Genomic DNA, 21,505 nt, shown 5'->3' with positions numbered 1-21,505 from the left:
AATTAATTGATTAGTACTCCGCTGAAAGTTGATCATGATGTAAAGTACCAGTAACGGATATCAATCACTGATGATAAGAAACTTCCGGTTTTTAACCGGAAGTTTCTTAAAAAAAATGTAAATCAATTGCTTAGTTTAAGCAATGTTACTGCGTGTGATGGTATACCGGTTTTTAGGGCCTTGTTGTTTAGTGCTAAGTTTTTCTGACGCCAAACGTCTCTTATCGTAGTAAAATGCCCCAGGCCAAGATTGTTTAAATCGACAGTGATGTTTTTGTAGTTATCTGAAATGTTGAAAATACCTACTGCTTTGCTGCCATCATGCAAATCCTTTACATAAATCAGATAATCGTCTTTGGTTAGTACACGTGCCGCTTGTTTGCCCAGAATGTCCTGGTTAATAGCGAGTACTTCGTCGTTGGTGAGCAAATTAAGTGTAAACCTATCCAATTGGCCAAGGTCGCAGCCTATTAAAAGCGGGGATGCCAGCAAGCTCCACAAGCTAATATGGGTATATTGCTCGTCGGGTGTTAAGCGGGTGTTGTGCTGATTGTCGCCCCATCCAACTTTGCCTACTATCAGCATATCCGGATCATTAAAATGGCCGGGACGCGCATGAGGGGAAGCCATCAGTTGGTTAAAGCCTATACTGCTCATGCTTGTCCAGGTATCCACAATGTCTCCGGTAGTTCGCCAGCTATTGCCGCCAATTTCACCTGCCCAATTCCAGCTTTCTCCCATACCATACTGGCAAAGGCTATAAAAAATATCCCGATTGGTTTTATCCAATGATGCGCGCATTACCTGGTATGGCTTTTTATACTCATCGATAGTGGGGCTTGCAGGGGCTATATCGCCATAATAGCACCAGTCATATTTTAAATAGTCTACACCCCAGTTAGCATAGGTTTGCGCGTCCTGATCCTCGTGCTGATAACTGCCAAGGTATCTGCCGCAGGTCATGGGGCCGGGCGACGAATAAATGCCAAACTTTAAGCCTAAGCCATGAATGTAATCGCTTAAAGCTTTCATGTCCGGAAACTTCTCATTGGGCACAATCGCCCCGTCGTCTCCCCGTTTTTCTGCTTCCCATCCATCATCAATGTTTACATATGACCAGCCATGTCCGCTCAATTTGTCGGATATGTTTTTTGCAGCAACCCGTACCCGGGCGTCATTTACACTCAGGCCAAAAGCATTCCAGCTGTTCCAGCCTAACGCGGGTGTTAAACCAATTTCATCGCCTATTTTGATGATGAATTTTTTCCTGGCTACACCTAAAGAGTTACTTACGTTAATTTGAACAGGATAAGCCGCCCGTTTGGTAACTGTGCCAGTGATTACCCCGGTGGCTTTATCCAACGTTAAACCCTGTGGAAGGCCGGAAACTTCAAATTTTAACGGTTTCACGCCTGTTGCCGGTATTTTATAAAGAAATGGGTGCCCTGGTTGTTGCCCATAAATATCGGCACCGTTGATCCTTGGTTTTTTACTTGTTTCCGGCGTTAAGATATAGGGCGCATGTTCTGTTTTGATCAGTTTTTTTCCTGAACGATCATCAATAAACGTATAAGTTAGTGTATAGGACTTTGGGGCCAGATCTTTAAGTTCATAGCGTTTCTCAAATGCCTTTTTGGTGGCAAAGGCGGCATCGTCGGTCTTACTATAAATTAATTTATCCGTTGCCGGGTCGGTGACTGTAAAATACAGTTTTCCTTTGTATTGATATTGGCTGTTAGTTTCAACTTTTACGCTTTTACTCAAACTTTTTTGATCGCTATAATCGAAATCACCATCTGTATTAATCCGGGCGTAATCCACAACATCCAGCATTTCGGCGTTAAACTGCTTAGGTTCGCCATACAGACCACCATCTCCGCCGGTGTCAAAGATCCTGACGGCTATAACGTTGTCTTTATCCCAAAGAATAGCAGGGTTTTGGGTAGCAAGTAATGCTTTACAAGGGCCGTACCTCCCTTTTTGAATATTGTCTCCTTTAAAATTTTGATTTAACAGGTGTCCGTTCAGGTAAACGGCATAACCATCGTCGGCATGGCCTAATTCAATTCGCAGGCTATCCTTCAAATAGGCACTGGCTTTCAATGATGAAGGAATTACAACATGCAGGCGGTACCAACCGAAACCGTCATAATTTTGATGGCCTTGTGCTTCCCAGCTTTTTTGGACATTGATGGCTTGCCAATTTTGATCATTAAAGGCAGGATTGGCCCACTCGGGTGAATCGCCAGTGGTAAACTTCCACCCTTTAAGCAAAGGGATATTTTGCGCTGAAGCCGTTGCAAAAACAACAAGCAACAAGGCAAGTAGTATTGATTTTTTCATAAATATTTAATTTTCAACAATTTGGTGTTTTGGTTTTACTGTTAGAAGCTCATGCAGATACCTGCACGGTTGCTGCTAACAACAAACGCAAATGGCATCGATAGATACGAATTGTGTGGATTGGCGCACGATTTTTAATAATGCACCTAAGTAAGCTGATACTACATGTTTTTTAAAAGGACCCTTCCGCAGAAAGGGTCCTTTTTAATAATTACAATTTTGCCGCACGTGCTGCGAAGCAGTTGGCTCGTTACCCGGTTTGGTTGGGGCAATCGGGATGGTTTAATATCCCGGGTTTTGTACCAGCAAATTATTCTTATTTATCTCATCGCGGGTAATTGGCCTAAAGTAAAGGGCATTATTCCACGCTCTGTTTTCCAGTACATTATACTCAGATGGGGTATATGTGTAATCATAAACCGATGAGTCATAATGATATGGAGCAGCCAATGTTTTGCCTGATTTGAATTTTCCTGCAACGGTTACTATGGTTACCTTCCTGCCAACAGTTTCATTAGCTATCAACCATCTGCGAACGTCATGATAGCGTTGTTCTTCGTAAGCCATTTCTATCCGGCGTTCGTGGCGATAAATTGTTCTGAGCCCTGTTTGATCTGATGCCGTAACCGCAGGCATGCCTGCCCTGAAACGGATCTTGTTTAACCAGGTGACTGCCGGGCCTGTATCACCAAGTTCAATAGATGCTTCAACATAATTCAACACGGCTTCTGTGTACCTGAAAAATGGCCACGGAATAGTTTGAGGCATATTTTGATCTATGATATTAGGATCAGGATCGGTAAACTTATGATAGTAATAGCCGGTGTAGGTGCCATTCCAGTTTTCCAGCGAACTATTCCTGGTATCCAACCCGTTAAATGTGGTTAATTTTCCATCAATCATCAAATCATAGGTACCGGTTTGAATTTGATTAGCAGGATCAACATTACCCGAAACTTTATCACGAGGTTTCCAGCCGGAACCATCATACAAAACGGTTGCATAAAAGCGAGGGTCACGGTTCAGATACGGATTTGCTTTTTCCGACGGTTTTGACCAGCTGAAGGGCGTACCGTCCTGCATGTCATAATCATCAACTAAAAGGCCAATGGGTGAATTACCGCCCCAGTTATGATAGCCATTTGGGCCATTATAAAGGTTAGGGGTCACTGCATAATTGGGTAAGAGGAAATACTTGGCAAAAATAATCTCCGAAGCGCCAGCAGGGTCAATGTTTGGAGCTTTACTGCCTCCGCCCATGGCAATGCTTGCGTAATTAATGGTTCCCTGGTCGGCTGAAGCCGGGGCTGACAGATTAAGTTTATAGCCTGCGCGGGTATCAGCATCCATAACTGCCTTAGCAGCAGTCTGGGCTAAACGGTACCTGTCGGCCTGATTGCCTGTTGTATAACATAATACCGGCAAAGTTTGGTCAGGAATACCGCTAACTTTCGCTGTAAGCTTCACCTTGTCGTGCAAATCGCTTGCCGCGTAAAGCAATACCCTCGATTTGATAGCCAGCGCCGCGAGTGCAGTTCCGCGCCCCTGATCCATTGTTTTACCGGATAGTAACTTATTGGCTTCATCACAGTCTTTTATAATGAAGTTTACACATTCTTCATAAGTATTACGCTTCACCTTAAGGTCGTCGGTAATGTTATATACCTTCGTGATCAGGGGAATGCCACCATAAAAACGTAATAATTGTTGGTAATAATAAGCCCTTAAAAAATATGCTTCGCCCAAAAATTGATCCTTTTTTGCCTGATCTGAAATTTTGTTATTACCACTAACCAGGCGATCGATGGCCGTATTGCAGGTCCTGATATAAAGGTACATTCTGTCCCAGTTCCACGCGTCATCAATCCAGCCGGTAGTAGTAGGGCTAACATTGCCTGTATTAACTATGTCAATGCCCCGGCCGGTGTGGTTAAACAGGGCCTCATCAGATACCGAAGCGAGCATTTGTTCTGATAACCCGCCACTTAGCAAGCCCTTGTAGGCATCGTTCATGTATGCCTCTGCTAATACCGGATCGCTCCAAACTACATCGGCCGATAGCTGGTTAGGAGGTGTTACATTTAGAAAATCCTTTTTACAAGCTGTACCCATAAGCATGATGAATACAAGCATATACAGATTTTTATTTTTAATTATCGTTTTCATATCAATTCCTTTCATAATGATTTATCTGAAATCCCTTAAAAAGTAACTTTAACACCCATGTTAATCACCTTAGCCTGCGGATAATATTGTCCGTTGGTATTGGTGGATTCCGGATCCCATATTTTGATCTTATCGAAAGTAGCGAGGTTGATGCCGTTGGTATAAATCCTCAAAGAATTAAGTCCCAGTTTTTGTATCCATTGTTTTGGGAATGTATAACCTAATTCAACGTTCTTGATCCGAATGTAATTGCTGTTAATTACATAGTAAGTGTTATCTGATGCGCTGGTAGTAAAGTAAGTAGCGCCGCTGTTGGAATCAGATAGCCGCGGATAAACGCTGCTTGGGTGATCTATACTCCAGCGTTTTTGATATGACCATTCCAGGTAGTTACCAATGCTTCCTGATTCGGTTAAACCTATCTTTTGCAAACCACCGGTAGCCCCCTGAACAAGCACACTCAGATCAAAGCCTTTGTATTGCAGGTTGATATTAACACCACCCGTAAAAGTAGGCGTACCATTTTTGTCCATCCTTACTTTATCATCGCCATTAATTTTACCATCGTGGTTTACATCCTGAAACTTCATGTCGCCGGGCCTTAAACTTGAATTTGAAATACCCAGCCCGCTGTAATCAAGTTTATTTGCATCAATCTCAGCCTGATCTTTGAAAACGCCGTCATATTGATATAATAACCATGCATCTGTTGGGTGACCTGTAGCAAGTTGCCAGTTTGGTGCACCAGGGGTTTCATCAAAATACAGCACTTTATTTTTAGCATAGCCCCCGTTTATGCCAAAGCTATAGCCAAAATCGCCGGCCCTGTCACTATAAGTTACACTAAAATCATAACCTGTATTTTTTAGCCTGCCAAGATTTACGGGAGGGAAATTATACACCGGGATACCTGCGCTTCCTGGTATTGAACCTGTTTTAGGCGCTAATACATTTGACCGCAGATTGTAAAAATAATCGAATGTTACCGATAGTCTGCTGTTTAAGAAGCTGGCATCCAGCCCGATATCGGTGTTATTTGCTACTTCCCAGGTAAAATCAAAGTTTGGAACGGTGCCTTCATACACAGTGCTGACAGGTTGACCGTTAAACATGTTGTTGCTGGTAGCCAGTAAAGTTAAATATTGATATTCTTTAAGTGCCCCTCCATAATATGCTTCAGCACCCATTCGGCCCCAGGATGCCCTTAACTTGAAATTGTTTACGAACGGAATGTTGTTTTTAAAGAAGTTTTCTTCTGAAACGCGCCATGCCGCTGAAACACCCGGAAAGAAGCCGAATCGGTGGCTGGGAGGAAAGATATACGAGCCGTCAACCCTCCACAGGAATTGCGCGATGTATTTCTCTTTGTAGTTATAATTAGCCGAACCGAAATAGCTTAAACGGGCGCTTTTGAAAACATCGTTAACTCCATTTGCCTGTCCTAACTCCTGGCCAAATGACAATTGCGGAATTTGCGATGATATGAAATTGGTCTTAAATGCGTTAAAGCCGCTGCTATTTGAAGTTTGACGTTGTACACCCGCCATTAATGATATAGCATGCCCGTTAAAGTTTCTATCATAATTGACCATGCCTGTTAGGTTTATGTCAAGCTCATTGATATTTTTCTCTGATAGGTTTGGTGTATGAAACTGATCCGGGTAAAAATTCTTTTCCTGCAATTGCGGGCTTCCATCAGCCTGAAGCGTGGTTTTATCCCACGAGTATAACTGATATGGCGTTCTCCATACCGATTCACGGTCCCAATATTTATCCAGAGATGCCGTACCGGTTAGCTTTAGCCCTTCCACGCCGGGCACCTTAATTTCTAACTTGCCTGTGGTTTGCAGGTAATCCTTTGTGTTTTTATCATACCCGGTTTGGTTGGTAGAAGCCACTACGGGGTTAATCCCGTTTTCAATATCCGGTCCTGCCGAGCCGTTAGGCCAGATAGCAACGTCGGTTGGTCTTCCGCGCATGATAAACCTGAAGATGTTGGCAGCACTAACTGTTGGATAATTAGGGTTCTCTTCCCGGCCCGTAACGCTTAACCCGGTAGTAATATACTTGCTGATTTTAGATTCAACATTAATCCGCATATCATACTGTTTGTACCGGGTGGCCGAATTTTTATAAAATCCATCCTGGTTCAAATAGCCAAGTGAAACAAGGTATTTGGTATATTCATTGCCGCCCGTAACCTGCAGGTTATGTCTTTGCTGAGGCGACCAATTTTGAAATACTGTGCCAAACCAGTCAGTATTAGGGTATCTGAGTGGATCAGACCCGTCTTTAAACTTCTGCATGGCCTCCGGCGAAAATGCTGCATTAATGGTGCCGTCAATATCCGGCCGGGTGTACGAACCTGTGGTTTTTAAAGCTTGCCAGGCATCACTCCAATTGCTTTGATTTAAACCCGAATTGAAAATCTGCAGTTCATTCATGATTTCGGCATATTCCGGAGAATTAGCCATTTTAGGCGTCCGGGTGGGGCGCTGCAGGCCGTAATAAAAATCATAGGTAAATTGAGGTTTGCCTGATTTTCCCTGTTTGGTGGTAACTAAGATTACGCCGTTACCCGCCCGCGAACCGTATATTGCAGCGGACGCATCTTTTAATATCGAAATACTCTCTACATCATTAGGGTTTATCCTATCAATACCGCCGGCCCGGCCCGGAACTCCGTCAATTACGATCAACGGATCCGTATTGCCGCCCGACAAGGAGTTTATACCACGGATACGGATAGTAGAGCCATCACCACCAGGCTCACCGCTGGATTGTATAGCAACTATACCAGATAAGCGGCCGGCAAGGGAATTGGAAAGATTAACGGAAGATGACTTGGCGAGTTCTGAACCCTTTACGTCAGATACCGCACCGGATACCACAACCTTTTTCTGAGTTCCGTAACCAACAACAACAACCTGGTTTAAATCTGAAGCAAGCGGTGCTAATTGTATATTGTCCAGGTTCTTTTTCGCAGGTACTTCCTGTGATGCGTATCCCACAAAAGAGATAAGGAGGATCCCATCGTCGGGAACATTGTTTAAAGTAAACCGGCCTTCTGCATCGGTTTGCGTTCCTAAGCTTCCGCCCTTAAGTTTTACGCTGGCACCTGCCAGGGGTTTTCCGGTTTCGTCCAACACCTTGCCTTTAATGTTTATAGATAATTTCAGGCCGTTCAGTAAATCGTCTGTTTTTAAATCTATAGATCTCAGCAAGATGTTTTTACCGTTAATCTTATACCCTATGCGGGCATCCCTGAAACAGGCGTTTAGCGTTTCTTCAATTGAGGCCTCTTTAACGTTAACGCTAATTGAGGTATTGACGAGGTCCTGGTCTGTGTACAGAAAAACATAACCTGATTGTTTTTTAATCTGAGATAATACCTTTTCTAAAGGGGCATTTTTTTCGCTTAAGCTGATTTTTTGACCATAGCTTTTAGCGCTTGCCTGTAATAATGTAATTATCAAAAGGAGAGTGGTTAGTTTCATAACCATAATAAGTTTGTAGATTGACGAGCCCTTTTTTGGGCATACCGCTATCAAGACACTTGTAAAATTCATTACATTTGTGAGGTTTGGGGTTAACACATAAGATAATACTCCAATTTGTTTTACCGATTTATTCGGAAGGGTTGACTCAAACTTTGCCGCAGAAGTGCTTCGACCCACTTCTGCGCTCTTTTAAGAACCCTGATTTCGGGTTAGTTCATTTGACGTAATAATTTTTCATGTTTTTAGGTTTAGTTGTAAGTAATTGGTTAGTTGATTAGGTTAAGGCTTGATTATAATTTTCTTCCCCGTGCCGTTGGTTTGCTGCACGATCTCATAATTTACTTTGAAATAAGTAAGCATATCTAATATCTGCGATGCATTTGCATCTTTGATCATCTCTCCTGAAAATACAGTCTTCGGAATACCAAAAGGGTATGAAATATCAACGTTGTACCAACGCGAAAGCTGCCGCATAACCTCTTCAATTTTAGCTTGTTTAAATTTAAACATGCCGTTTTTCCAGGCGGTTGCTTCATTAATATCGGCATCTCTCACTTCTATTTCGTTACCGGACAAAGAAGTAATACTTTGTTGTCCGGGGTGGAGGGTTACACTTTTTGAATCTTTTAATAATTTTATACTACCTTCTACCACTGTGGTTTTGATCACCGGCTCGTCATCATAAGCGTTTATATTGAATTGAGTACCGATGTCTTCAACAGTGTTCCCTTTAAAATTTACTATAAAGGGCTGTTTGGCGTTATGGATGATCTCAAAATAAACTTCGCCAGTGATATTCACCGTACGGTTTTTACCTTTAAAAACCGTGGGATAAGTAATGGAAGACGCTGAGTTGAGCCATACTTTTGTGCCATCAGATAAAACAAGGTCGTACTTGCCGCCGCGTGGTGTGCTCAGGGTATTATAAACTACAGATGAAGCATCCGCAGCTTCCGGAGCGTAAGCCAGCTGCCCGTTTGACATTTTTACAACTTTAGCATTACCTTGTTTGGCAATTGTTCCATTAACCTGACTGTTCAAATTGATCCGCAGGCCATTGTTTAATGTCAGGATTGCTTTATTACCCCCAGGTGCAATATCTTGCTTATGAATTTTTGCAGCGATTTGCGGGTGCGGATGCTTTGGATTTACAACAAAATAGCCTGCAATTGATATGCAAAATATAATGGAAGCCGCTGCTGCTATTCGCGGCCATAACCGCGCCGGTGCAGCGGGTTTAACATCAACGTTTAGCGACTGCCAAACTTTCGATTTCATTTGCTCAATTTCTCTATGAGAAAGATCTTGCCGTTCTGGCTTCCAATTGATGTACCATTCTTCTAATAAAATGCGTTCATCATCGGTTATAGTGCCGGCATGATACTTACTTAGTAAATCCTGAACATTAAATTTTTGGCTCAATTGCTTAGATATTGTCTTATTGGATATAGACAAATTGCTTGGCAGGCAGGGGGGTAAAAAATTATTTATTTAATAAAATAAAAGCCAGAAAAGCTATTATCCCCAGTTTAACCCGCAAAATTTTAAGCGCATTTTTTACATGGCTCCTAACGGATTGTTCTGTAATATCCAGTTGCTCTGCAATTTCCTTATAAGTCATATGGTATTTACGGCTCATTTCAAAAACGGCGCGCATTTTAGGAGGTAATGCCTGAACTTCTTTTTCAATTATTTCTGCTAACTGACGTTCCCTTACCAAATGGTCGGTTAATCCGGAGGTAATGATGTATTCAGGTAATTTTAAACGGTATCTTTCATGGATCTGTTTACGCCCTATCAGGTTTAATATTCTGTTACGGGTGGCGGTATACAAATAGTTTGACAGGTTGGTTTTGAACTCGATAGTGGCATGATTTGCCCATAAAAAAGTAAATAATTCCTGTACAACGTCTTTTGCTTCTTCTTTGTCTCTTACTCTGTTAAATGCATGTACATATAATAGGCCAAAGTAGCGGTCATATATTTCTGCAAACGCCAGCGAATCATCTGACTTAAGCAGATTTGTTAGCTCTGAATCGCTTAGAGAATTATAACTGATCATAGCGATTGGTTAAATTACCTAAAAAAGTAGCCCTCTACAGGTTGAAAATCCTGTTGTATCAAGCTGAATAAACCTTTTATAGGCAAATGTGTAAAATGTAGCTTTAACATTATCGTACTTGAGTAAAATAGCATCGTCAACTCCCATGAGGGATGTAACAAAAATCCTGAACAGAACCGGAAGGTCTCATAATTTAAGTTTCAAATTAAATTAAAATAAAGCAAATTTATGTTTATGCAAGAAATTTATTTGTTTTCATTTTATGCTAAGCGTAATTTTTTCATCCAATGAGTAACGCTGCCAGGTACCTTTATTAAAATTGGATAAGCATTTTAGTGCCTGTTATGCCCGGTTAACCTGTTGGAAGTTGGTGTGTGATTAAGGATTTAATATGGCTTCTCTATAACCCGGCGGCTGATAAAACAGAGATCAACGATTTGGCGGTACAATAACCCGATAAGGTCAGTGCCCCCGATATAGCCTATGACGTAAACCGGACGAAAAAGGCCATGGAATTTCCTAAACCTATTGCCCGGCGTAAATAAACCTCAACAAACTTAAATTATAATGATAAAATAATTTTGATTACTTGATTATATGTGGCAAATTTAGTCACCCAATTATAAGTTGAGCTTTTGAAAAAGGTTGCCGTTATATTAGTACTTCATATTTACCTGTTCAGTTTGGTAGGGCAGCTTATTGTTTATAATTATTTGAATTATAAGGCAGATCAGTTTTTTACAGCACAAACTGGTAAAGGCCTTTACAAAACAGATGAGCTGGTTGAGGTAAAGATCCCCGTAAATATATCCATAGCTTCAGAATGGTCTGATTACCAGAAGGTGAGCGGGCAGGTTCAGTTTGCCAATGCTGCTTATAATTACGTGAAAATGCGGGTTACCCGGAATGCAATTTACCTCATGTGTGTCCCAAATTACAAAACAACCCGCCTGTCATCCCAAAATATCATTCACGCTGAAGATATAGGTGATTTAAAGATTCCGGCAAAAGAACATGTGCCCTATGGCAAGGCACAGGTAGTTGACGGAGTACACTTCGTGTTTGGAATATTTGAATTTACTTCTCCATTTAAAATGTTAGCCATAAGGCTGGTACAGCCTGTGATCAGTTTTAACTGCCATAAGCTGGAAATCCCCGAGCAGCCACCCAAATCTCTTTCTTAACTCCACTTTTTCCGGAAATGCCTTAGCATACAGTTGAATTAACTCAATGTGATGCCGGATGCAGCTGTTTAATTCAAACCCGCAGCTTGCCATTGCTTTTGATGGTTGCAAATATCCTGCAACTGTGTAATCGCAAAAATATTTACCGGATAGTTTAATCTGAATTTATTACCCGTCATATCAAGGGGCTTGCTGTATAATATAACAGTTCAGAGCTTGCCTATGGTGTGATACTTAATCAACATTATAAAAATGCCGCACATAAGCTTAGATCAAAATTTGCCGGGCATGCGTTCGCTGCTGGCATACAGGCCAGATATTGCCGGTCCGCTGGGTCAATTGGCCAATACCCTTTTACGTTCAAACAATGGGCTAACTATGGCCGAAAGGGAATTGATTGGAACCTACGTTTCCTATTTAAATAATTGTTTTTATTGCCAGCACTCGCATGGTGCTATAGCAGCCTGCTATCTTGATGAAAATTATGATCTCGTTAACCATGTGATCAGAGATTATGCAAACGCCGGGATTTCTGACAAGCTAAAAGCATTATTATCGGTAGCCGCAAGTGTTCAAAAAGGCGGAAAATCTGTAACGGACAATCAAATAGCAATAGCAAAGGCGGCAGGAGCAACCGATAATGATGTGCATGACACTGTACTTATAGCAGCGGCATTCTGCATGTTTAACCGCTATGTTGACGGGCTTGCTACAAACACCCCAACAGACCTGGCATCATACCCGCCAAGGGCGAAACAAGTTGTTGAAGGTGGTTACGGAGGCCTTGTTCCCGTTGTAAAATAAGCTGGTTTTAAAATATATGAACAGCTTGGTAAACGCCTTTTATTTAAAATCCTGATGTATCAAACCAAACCCAAAACAATGAGACAAAAATTACTATTTATTGCAGGCATGTTTTTTTTATTAGCCATGCCTGTGCTGCTTTTTGCACAAACTAAAACATTAACGGGAACTGTAGTTACCGAAAAAAACGGCCCGGTGCAGGGAGCAACAATAGCCCTGAAAAATAATGCATTGGTTACAGTATCTGATGCAAACGGCAAATTCACGATTAGCATTCCAAACAATGCGATAATAACGGTAAGTGCCATAGGTTACAAGGCGCAAACCATCGACGTATCGCGGTTATCAACCATCCAGGTAAAACTGGCCGGAGACGTTGCCAACCTCGACGAGGTGGTTGTTACCGGTTTGGCTACTACTGTTAAAAGAAAAAACCTGGCCAATGCGGTGGCGGTGATCAATGCTAAAACATTAAACGGTACAGCACCCGCACAAACTTTTGACGCCGCTTTGGAGGGAAAAATTCCCGGCGCTTATATTAATGCTAACTCGGGTGCCCCGGGTGGCGGTATCTCGGTAAAGCTGCGTGGCGTAACTTCGGTGTTTGGCAACACACAGCCTTTATATGTTGTAGATGGCGTTTTTGTGGATAACACGGCCACTTCTGGTGGTTTAAATGCGGTTACATCTGCAGGCACTACCGGTGCAACATCCAACCAGGACAATCCCTCAAGCAGGATTGCCGACCTGAGAGCAGAGGATATCGAAAGCATCGAGATATTGAAAGGCGCTTCCGCCGCTGCAATCTACGGTTCAAAAGCATCGGGTGGGGTAGTGATCATCAACACCAAAAGGGGAAAGCAGGGCAAAACAAATATTTCATTATCGCAGGATGTGGGATTTTTAAGGCCGATAAAATTATTAGGTGTTAGAAAGTTTACAGCACAAACTGCCGCTACCTTACCCGGCGACTCAGCTACGCTAACCAACCAGTTTCTGGCAGCGCAATCAGCAGGGCATATTTATGATTATGAAAAAGAAATTTATGATCATACGCCATTCCTGAGAAATACCGTGCTAACCATGAACGGTGGAAACGAGAAAACCGGGTTTTACTTTTCGGTGGCCCAAAAAGATGAAAACGGGCTGGTTCAGCGCACCGGTTATAAAAACACCAGCGTTAGGTTGAATTTGGATCACAAAGTTTCAGACAATATTAAATTAGGGATCAGCACCAATTATATCAATTCATCTGCCGACAGGGGATTGTTTGGTAACGATAATGCAGGGGTAACCACGGGGATTGCGCTTTCCTCAACGCCGGGATTTGCCCAGTTGCACCCGGATAAAGACGGAAATTATCCTGCCAATCCTTTTGCGGCATCCAACCCGCTGCAAACCATTGCGCTGATGCAGAATAACGAATCGGTGAACAGGTTCATCACCGGTGCCAACCTGGATGTTATGCTTCAAAAGAGCAACAGCAGCGTAACCAAATTTATAGGCAGGGGTGGTATTGATTTTTACAACCTGCAAACCAGCGCGTTATTCCCGAGCATTTTACAGTTTGAAGCCATCAATAAAGGGATGTCTGTACAAGGCTCCACAAAAAACTTAAGTACCAACTTTATACTTTCGCTGGTAAACACATTTACGGCATCGTCAAATTTATCGCTTACTACTTCAGGCGGCTTAACGCGCGAAACAGGCGATTATAATAACCTGCTTAATGTAGCTACGCAGGTTATAGCAGGCCAGTCAAACGTTGACCAGGCAGGCGCTTTAAATGCCACGCAACTGCGCACCAAATACCTTAACCAGGGCTTTTTTTTACAAGAAGAAGCATTAATAGCTAATGCTATCACCTTAACCGGAGGTTTGCGGCTGGATAGGTCAAGCAATAACGGCAATGTAGCCAAATATTATTTTTATCCTAAAGCAGGCTTATCTGTAAACCTTACTGATCTGGGCGTTATCAAACAGGGGCTTTTTGATAATATCAAACTGCGTGCAGCTTACGGCCAGGCTAATAACGTTCCGGCCTATGGTAGTAAATTTACTTCGATGGGCGTATCAAATATTGGTGGCTATCCGGGTTTGTTGGTTAATACACAGGAAGGCGACCCGGCAATTAAGCCTGAAAGGCAAACCGAGCTTGAAACAGGTATTGATTTCAGTTTATTAAAAGGACGCTTAGGCTTTGAACTGACCTATTATCATAAAAATATCAGGGATTTCCTGCTGCTGACTACCCCGCCGGCATCGTCAGGCTATGCGCAACAATGGACAAATGCCGGTAACCTGACCAATCACGGTATCGAGCTTGGGCTAAATGCCAAACCTGTTGCTTTAAAAGATGTAGTTTGGAATACTTCGGTAAACTTTTGGTTTAACCGTTCTAAGATTACTAAGCTAACTGTACCGCCGGTACAATTAGGTTCAACCGGTGGTGTACTGTTAGGTACATTCCAGATAGAACAGGGTAAGTCAGCAACACAGATTGTTGGCCTCAACGGGAAGGGGATAGGCGTGTTAGGCGACACCGAGCCTACATTTCAGATGAATACCTATAACGAAGTTACCTTTTTTAATAAATTGAGCCTTCGCTTTTTGATCCATTGGAAAAAAGGAGGTCAAAACGTGAATGTTACCAGCCTTCAGAACGTATTTGGAGGTACCAGTGCTACTTATGATAACCCGAGCAGCATTCCTCATGTGCCATATGGGGTTTCACAGTTGATGAAGATCGGGTCTGATGCACATCAAACGGTAGAAACATCAACATATCTGCGTTTCCGCGAAATCGGGCTATATTATACGTTCAATAAACTTCCCGGAACTTTTGTAAAATCCATCAATGTTGGTGCATCATTGAATAATTACTTCACTATCACCAAATACAAAGGATATGATCCAGAGGTATCAAATTTTGGCACAGGTTTTTCATCGGGCGTGGATATAGATCCTTATCCATCAAGCAAACGCGCGGCGCTTCACGTTTCATTCAATTTTTAATTTAAAAAAGGAATCATTATGCAACAACATATCAAATTATACGGCACACTGGCCCTTGCATTCGGCCTCCTGTTTACGGCATGCAAAAAAGATTACGGCAACCTCAACAATGCTACGGTTGAAGACCTGACACGAAATGCCACCCAAAGTGAACTTAATAACCTGGTTAGCGGTACAGAATCGGGTATGAGGACCTCGCTTAATTTTTACCTCGATGATGTAAGCGTTATCGGTCGGGAGATTTACCGTTTATCTGTTTCGGAACCGCGGTACGTTCTTGATTTGCTTGGCGCCAATGATGCAACCCTTAGCGGAAGCAATTTTTATATTACTATCCCCTGGGCGGCTAAGTACCGGGTTGTGAAAAACTGTAATATACTTGCCGAAGCGGCAAACAATTCTACCCATATCAGCAATGAGCAAAAGAAAGGTTATATAGGTTTTGCACGTACTATAAAGGCTTACCAGCTTTTGCTTAACCTTAACCTCACTTATTCGCACGGGATAAGGGTGGATGTTGCAAATCCGGCTAAGCTTGGCCCTTTTGTAGGTTATGCTGATGGGTTAAAAGCTATTACATCTTTACTGGATTCAGCAAAAACAGATCTGACCGGGGCTACTATCTCCTTTCAGCTGGCTGGTTTTGGTACTTTGAGTGATGCCGCCGGTTTAGTTAAATTTAACAGGGCGCTTGCTGCAAGGGTTAGCGTTTACCAGGGCAACTGGCAAACTGCGCTCACTGATCTGAACGGGTCATTCCTGAAATTAAGCAATGATTTTAATACGGGCGTTTACCATATATTCGGTACAGGCCTTGGCGATCAGCTCAACCCGGTATTTATCCCTCAAAATCAAACCGGCGAAGTCAGGGTTGCGCATCCAACTTATGCAGCAAATATTGCCACAGGTGATGACAGGATCAATAAAACTGCGCTCCGTGCTAATCCGGCGTCGCTAAGCGGACTCACCGGTAACCGTGATGTTTGGGTGTATACCTCAAGTACTGCGCCAATAGCAATTATTCGTAATGAAGAGCTGATATTGATTTATGCCGAGGCAAATATTCAATCAGATAATTTTACAGAGGGGGTAAAAGCAATTAATATCATCAGGCAGGGACATGGGCTTGGGGTCTATGCGGGTGCTGTCACTAAGTCGGCCTTGATAACAGAAATGCTTAACCAGCGCCGTTATTCGTTGTTTTTTGAGGGGCACCGCTGGGTCGATCTTCGCCGGTATAGCTTGTTGAACACTTTACCGATAGATAGGCCGGGAGATGATGTGTGGCCCGAATTTCCATTACCTGTAACCGAACAATAAAACTTACCAGGATGAAAATGTTTCATAAAATAATGGTCCTTTGTTGCTTATGTGCCTGCTCGTTGCAGGCCATAAGTCAGCAAATAACTGCCAGCTATACTGCAAATGCATCTGCCGGAAGTTTTACAGGCAGGGTGTTTTTATATCTTTCTAAAGATGCTGTCAGCCCTAAAGACGGGATGATAGGAATGGAAAAGTTTCCTTGTTTTTTTATTTCGGTAAAAGATGTAAAGCCGGGCCAGAAAGTAGTATTTAACGATGCGGCCGTTTTTTACCCGGTTGCACTGTCGGAAATAGAAAGAGGCTCTTACCATGTACAGGTAGTTTGGGACAGAAATGGGGGAGGAGCCTCTATTGGCGATAGCCCGGGTAATATGTACAACGGCCCTATGGTAGTAAAGTTCGGCAAAGATACACGGCAAACATTTAACGTTGTTTGCGCCAAGGTGATAGGGGAGCAAAGTTTTACGGAAACGCAATTTGTTAAAGAATTGAAGGCTCCGTCTGCGTTGCTTACTGCCTTCTATAAAAGACCGGCTACGGTAAATGCTGCTGTTATACTACCCAAAGAGTATTATGATCAGCCTTTAAGGAAATTTCCGGTGCTATACTGGGTATCTGGATTTGGGGGCGATTATCACGCTTACTCGGGCAAAAATGATCCAGGTTTGCCAATAGATACTACCGCTTGTATCAGGGTTTATTTAGATGGCCGTTGCCCGGGGGGCCATAGCGTTTACGCTAACAGTGAAAATAATGGCCCCTGGGGCGATGCTTTGACAACGGAGCTCATCCCCCTTGTTGAAAAAAATTACAGGACCAATGCCGCCCGGTTACTTACAGGGCACAGCAGCGGCGGGTGGACAGTACTATGGCTGCAAACACACTACCCAAAAGTATTTACGGCTTGCTGGTCGAGTTCACCCGATCCGGTAGATTTCAGGAGTTTTCAGGAGATTGATCTGTATAAGGACAATAATATGTTTTATGCAAAGGATAGTTCACTGCGGGTAGCAGGCACTATTGCGGGTCGCTTCCCCTGGATCATGATGAAGACCATGTACAACATGGAACATGTACTTTACCGCGGGGGGCAAATGCATTCCTTCAATTATGTATTTAGTGCAAAAAAAGCAGATGGACAGCCCCGGGAACTTTGCGATGAGGCCAGCGGTTCAATTGATTCAGGCACGGTAGCGCAATGGAAAAAATATGATATCTCATTATACCTGAAAACAAACTGGCAGCAACTGAAAAATGACCTGCAGGGTAAGATCAGGGTGTCGGTAGGCAATCAGGATAATTTTTTATTGAATTATGCAGTTGTATTGCTGGAAAAAGAAATGAAAACGAAGGATGCTGGTTTTGAGTTTGCCTATTATCCCGGCGACCACTTTACCGTATCTACTCCGGAATATAGGACAAGCGGATACCGATTTCTTCAGCAGAAATACCAGGAACTTAACTTAAAAAAATAACATTATCGGTACTAAAAACATAAAATCCGGTTTGTATTTTACTTTCCGGATTTATGAACAAAAATCACTTTAAATAAGTATTTATGGCACATATTAAATTACTCAACGAAGAATTACCGGGCATTGTGGGTTTATTGAATTACAGCCCTGCAACTGCGCAGCCTTTACTTTTACTTGCAGAAACGTTGCTACGCGGGCCATCAACTCTTACCAGCGGGGAGCGTGAGATCATAGCGGCATCGGTATCGTACCGTAACCAATGCCACTTTTGCCATACATCCCATGCTGCGGCAGCCGCGGCGCATTTGAATGCAGGTGTAGGATTGATTGATGAGATCAAAGCCGGTTTACCCAATACCGATGTTTCAGACAAGCTAAGAGCGTTATTAAATATTGCACACCAAGTACAGGGCAGCGGCAAAAACGTAAAGGAAACAGATATTAAAGCCGCCCGCGACCTTGGGGCAACCGATAAGGAGATCCACGATACCGTTTTAATAGCTGCGGCGTTTTGCATGTACAACCGTTATGTAGACGGATTGGGCACCTGGGCACCGGCCGAAAACGAAGCTTACATGGAAATGGGAAAGCAACTGGCACATATCGGGTACGGTAAATCTTAAAGATTTTAGTAGGCGAAACCAGCCTGAAAGCTTGATTGAAACAGGTTTAGCACCAGGTAAAATTTGGCTTAAACAAATACACTATAAAATCTATAGATTTTATAGTGTATTTGTTATATTAGCTGCAAATAGTTTGAGTTTAAATAAAGCAATTCAAATAAACTATGTTGTGCAACCCTGTCAAAAAATATCCTGGATTTGATAAGATCGAGATCATTGCCGAACTTGAAACACCCGCACGGAGGCAGGCAGCCCTGAGAGTGGTTGGTGAAAGCCGTGTTGAAAATGAAAGGTATCTTAAGCGGTTTGTTCCATCGGCGTTATATGCTCCAACCTCAATGCTGATCAGAAAGATGTCGGGAAGTTCGCTGGCTGTTAGCTTTTACGGCAACGCGCGGCTTACTTATGGCCTGCAATATCTTCTGCAGCTTGATCAGCTTCAATACGTTATGGGCTCACTGGGAGCGCAATTGACCGTGATTGAGCCAAACGTATCGCAATTGGGGCCGGCTTTGAATATCGGTGACTGTGGTTTGAATTTACATTTCTATTTTGATCCGGCAGATCTGGTTGCGGACAGGTTCAGGATCTATCCAAATAGTTCTTGTGATCCGGATACCAATTTTGGTGAAGGGAACAATACTATCAGGCTGGCCGATTATATAATAGGCAGTTTTTATAAAGTGGCATTTTCACATATGGGCACCAGCCAAAACGCAGGTAGCCGGCACCCATTATTACAATATGCCTGATAGTGGCGATATGTTTAAAAAAATCAGGAAATGAAAGGACTTAGACTTTTAGCAATACTGTTGTTTTTCAGTACGGGTTTATGGGCTCAGGATAAGCCATTAACCATAGAAAATTATTACAAAATAAAATGGGGGCATGCTGAAGAATTTATCGCGCTTTGGAAAAAGAACCATTACCGGCTGCTTAAAAAGTTGCAGGAAAAAGGCGATGTACTGAGCATTAAAGCCGAAGCTCCGGTGTTGCACAGCGGCGAGGATACCCGCTGGGATTTTAAGGTTACCCTTACATTTAAAACAGAGCACCTCGCACTTGATTACAGCATTGTTGATCCTTACAAAAAACAACTTTTTCCCGATCAGGAAAGCTATCTTAAAGCCGAACAGCAACGATTTGAACTTGTCATAGCGCACTGGGATGTGCCTGTAGAAACTATACCATTAAATTAGCATGCGTTGGGTATGTTATGCTTGTTGCTAAAGCTCCCGGTCTTTGAATTTATTATCAAAGAATAATGCGTGAGGCAACGGAACAACCTACAGGTATTATAGCATAACCAAATGTAAACAATGTTCGCCTAAGCTTGTTGTTGATACACCAAGCCGAAACCATGAGCAAATGCTATTTATATTGTACGCTATTATTACTTTTCAACCTCCCATCGTTCGTTCATGCGCAATCCCTGATAAACTATCAAACCGCATTTAACGGATCGCTCAAAAACTGGACACAAACATTCGTCAATTTCAAGCTATCTGATTTCAAGCAAACAGCACAGGCTCAAAAATTTGAGAATATTAATTCTGTAAAAGCAAAAAGCAAAACAGCATTTTACCCCGGTTATAAAGCTGCATTAAGTACATCGCCCAATGGCTGCTACACAATTGATATTTACAGCTACCTTTTACTCGATAAAAAGAATGGGAAATTCATAACCACCGGCTCAGATGTGGAACAGAACATTTCATTAGGCTATGTTCGGGATAGCGAATGGAAGCGGATAGCTTATTACGGCTACGCACAACGTGTACAGGAAGTAACCTGGGTTAACAACGATACATTTATCCTTGCAGCGGCCCGGCTCAATAAGGCTGATAAAAACATACCCGTTATCATTGTTGGGCAAATTAGGCAGCAAATCCTAACCACTTATGAAACTTCAAACCCAGGCTGTTATCAAAAGGTAAGTGGTTACACCTCGCAGAAGCTGCAAAACCTGTTACATGGTAAACGTAAATCTTAACCTAAATAAAATGAAATATATCATCTTTATAGCCTCTTTCCTGGCTATGGCCTCAACATCCTGCAGTCAAAATAACAAGCCATTGAACAAAGAAAAAATTAAACAGGAATGGCAAAATATGTATAAACTGGTAAAAATGTATGATCAAAACCCCAGGGTTATTCTGGATTTCAGCGCCTACCACTGTACTTATCAAATCCTGATCAACGATGTGCCTGCCTTAACCAACACAGAAGAAGGAGATATAAACGGTTCGGTATTTCCGGTGTCTGATCTTATTTTGAAAAGTGGCGTGCAATCCATCACCATCCGGTTATATCCCGCTATGAAAGGCGATTATCAATCAGAACCCGCTTTGACCGACAAAAGCAAAATGAACATCAAAGTGAAGATCGGAGATTATAGTAAACAGGATCCCGAGGCATTTAAAACCTTGTATACCCTCGAAACACCGGATATCACGCAGACGAACCTGCCTTATGCTGAATATAAAGGCACATTTGAAGCCGAAGTTCCGTATACATTAAAGGGCTGGAGCGATGGGGTATTGCTGGAGAAGGAAGATACGCAAAAGCTACAAAAAGAAACGCTGGCTGTTTTTGAGCAGTACCGGAAAGCGAATGAAACACATGACGTTTATACTATAGCAGATATGCTGTATAAACGACAAGTTGAAAATTCTCAGGCTTTTTTTTCCGGAACCAAAGAAAAGAACGATACTTTTTGGCCAAAGCTGGAAGAAAGCAAAGAGATCACTAACATGTATCCGATTGAAAAATACAAAATGGCATTCTTTGGAAACGGAAGGATCGTTGCTTTGGTCAGGACGGATAATGAATTCAGGGGCAAATCTGTTATTATAGGTGAAACTAAAGACCTCGTCACTGTACTGCCCATCTATCTTTACCGGCCAGCTGCAGGTGCCCCACTTGAAATTATCCGATAATCGTTAAGGTAGCGTTGCATCAACCGTTCATATTTGGGAGTAAAGTTAATCCGCCCGATATCCATAACATCC

Annotated in this window: 15 protein-coding genes; 10 read left to right on the top strand and 5 right to left on the bottom strand. The window is 42.5% G+C overall.

All coding sequences use genetic code 11. The features are described 5' to 3' along the window. Positions 1–122: 122 nt before the first annotated feature. The 5 genes from MTO98_RS24050 to MTO98_RS24030 all read right to left on the bottom strand — a co-directional run bounded on the left by MTO98_RS24050 (position 123) and on the right by MTO98_RS24030 (position 10,070). Positions 123–2,342 (bottom strand): putative Ig domain-containing protein, encoded by a 2,220-nt coding sequence (locus MTO98_RS24050; protein WP_243481527.1) that lies wholly within the window; start codon positions 2,340–2,342, stop codon positions 123–125. Between the two features lie 282 nt (positions 2,343–2,624). Next, on the bottom strand, positions 2,625–4,508 hold the full coding sequence (locus MTO98_RS24045) for a RagB/SusD family nutrient uptake outer membrane protein (protein ID WP_243481526.1): 1,884 nt from the start codon (positions 4,506–4,508) through the stop codon (positions 2,625–2,627). A 35-nt stretch (positions 4,509–4,543) separates the two neighbouring features. Further along, the gene (locus MTO98_RS24040) at positions 4,544–8,005 is read right to left on the bottom strand and encodes a TonB-dependent receptor (protein ID WP_243481525.1); all 3,462 of its coding nucleotides are present in this window, start codon (positions 8,003–8,005) and stop codon (positions 4,544–4,546) included. Between the two features lie 282 nt (positions 8,006–8,287). Beyond that, complete coding sequence (locus MTO98_RS24035) at positions 8,288–9,430, bottom strand: FecR family protein (RefSeq protein ID WP_243481524.1); 1,143 nt, start codon at positions 9,428–9,430, stop codon at positions 8,288–8,290. A 61-nt stretch (positions 9,431–9,491) separates the two neighbouring features. After that, a complete protein-coding gene (locus tag MTO98_RS24030; protein ID WP_243481523.1) occupies positions 9,492–10,070 on the bottom strand; it encodes an RNA polymerase sigma-70 factor in 579 nt (192 codons plus the stop codon). Between the two features lie 635 nt (positions 10,071–10,705). On the opposite strand from MTO98_RS24030, the gene MTO98_RS24025 reads away from it, so the two are divergent. The 10 genes from MTO98_RS24025 (at position 10,706) to MTO98_RS23980 (ending at position 21,433) form a co-directional block, all read left to right on the top strand. Continuing rightward, complete coding sequence (locus tag MTO98_RS24025; RefSeq protein ID WP_243481522.1) at positions 10,706–11,254, top strand: hypothetical protein; 549 nt, start codon at positions 10,706–10,708, stop codon at positions 11,252–11,254. A 252-nt stretch (positions 11,255–11,506) separates the two neighbouring features. Further along, the gene (locus tag MTO98_RS24020; RefSeq protein ID WP_243481521.1) at positions 11,507–12,058 is read left to right on the top strand and encodes a carboxymuconolactone decarboxylase family protein; all 552 of its coding nucleotides are present in this window, start codon (positions 11,507–11,509) and stop codon (positions 12,056–12,058) included. A 78-nt stretch (positions 12,059–12,136) separates the two neighbouring features. Then, on the top strand, positions 12,137–15,073 hold the full coding sequence (locus MTO98_RS24015) for a SusC/RagA family TonB-linked outer membrane protein (RefSeq protein ID WP_243481520.1): 2,937 nt from the start codon (positions 12,137–12,139) through the stop codon (positions 15,071–15,073). Between the two features lie 18 nt (positions 15,074–15,091). Continuing rightward, positions 15,092–16,393 carry a RagB/SusD family nutrient uptake outer membrane protein gene (locus tag MTO98_RS24010; RefSeq protein ID WP_243481519.1) on the top strand — a complete coding sequence of 434 codons (1,302 nt, stop codon included), beginning with the start codon at positions 15,092–15,094 and terminating at the stop codon, positions 16,391–16,393. A gap of 11 nt (positions 16,394–16,404) precedes the next feature. Further along, the gene (locus MTO98_RS24005; protein WP_243481518.1) at positions 16,405–17,871 is read left to right on the top strand and encodes an alpha/beta hydrolase-fold protein; all 1,467 of its coding nucleotides are present in this window, start codon (positions 16,405–16,407) and stop codon (positions 17,869–17,871) included. An 83-nt stretch (positions 17,872–17,954) separates the two neighbouring features. Then, the gene (locus tag MTO98_RS24000; RefSeq protein WP_243481517.1) at positions 17,955–18,494 is read left to right on the top strand and encodes a carboxymuconolactone decarboxylase family protein; all 540 of its coding nucleotides are present in this window, start codon (positions 17,955–17,957) and stop codon (positions 18,492–18,494) included. 164 nt (positions 18,495–18,658) lie between these two features. Continuing rightward, complete coding sequence (locus MTO98_RS23995) at positions 18,659–19,246, top strand: hypothetical protein (protein WP_243481516.1); 588 nt, start codon at positions 18,659–18,661, stop codon at positions 19,244–19,246. A 30-nt stretch (positions 19,247–19,276) separates the two neighbouring features. Then, positions 19,277–19,693 (top strand): hypothetical protein, encoded by a 417-nt coding sequence (locus tag MTO98_RS23990; protein ID WP_243481515.1) that lies wholly within the window; start codon positions 19,277–19,279, stop codon positions 19,691–19,693. Positions 19,694–19,854: 161 nt separating this feature from the next. After that, the gene (locus MTO98_RS23985) at positions 19,855–20,487 is read left to right on the top strand and encodes a hypothetical protein (RefSeq protein ID WP_243481514.1); all 633 of its coding nucleotides are present in this window, start codon (positions 19,855–19,857) and stop codon (positions 20,485–20,487) included. Positions 20,488–20,497: 10 nt separating this feature from the next. Next, positions 20,498–21,433, top strand: a complete 936-nt coding sequence (locus MTO98_RS23980) for a hypothetical protein (protein ID WP_243481513.1) — start codon at positions 20,498–20,500, stop codon at positions 21,431–21,433. Positions 21,434–21,505: the final 72 nt, after the last annotated feature.

Origin of the sequence: Mucilaginibacter sp. SMC90, from assembly GCF_022811725.1 — a bacterium.
Lineage (GTDB): Bacteria > Bacteroidota > Bacteroidia > Sphingobacteriales > Sphingobacteriaceae > Mucilaginibacter.
This window is presented reverse-complemented; position numbering and strand designations above follow the sequence as displayed.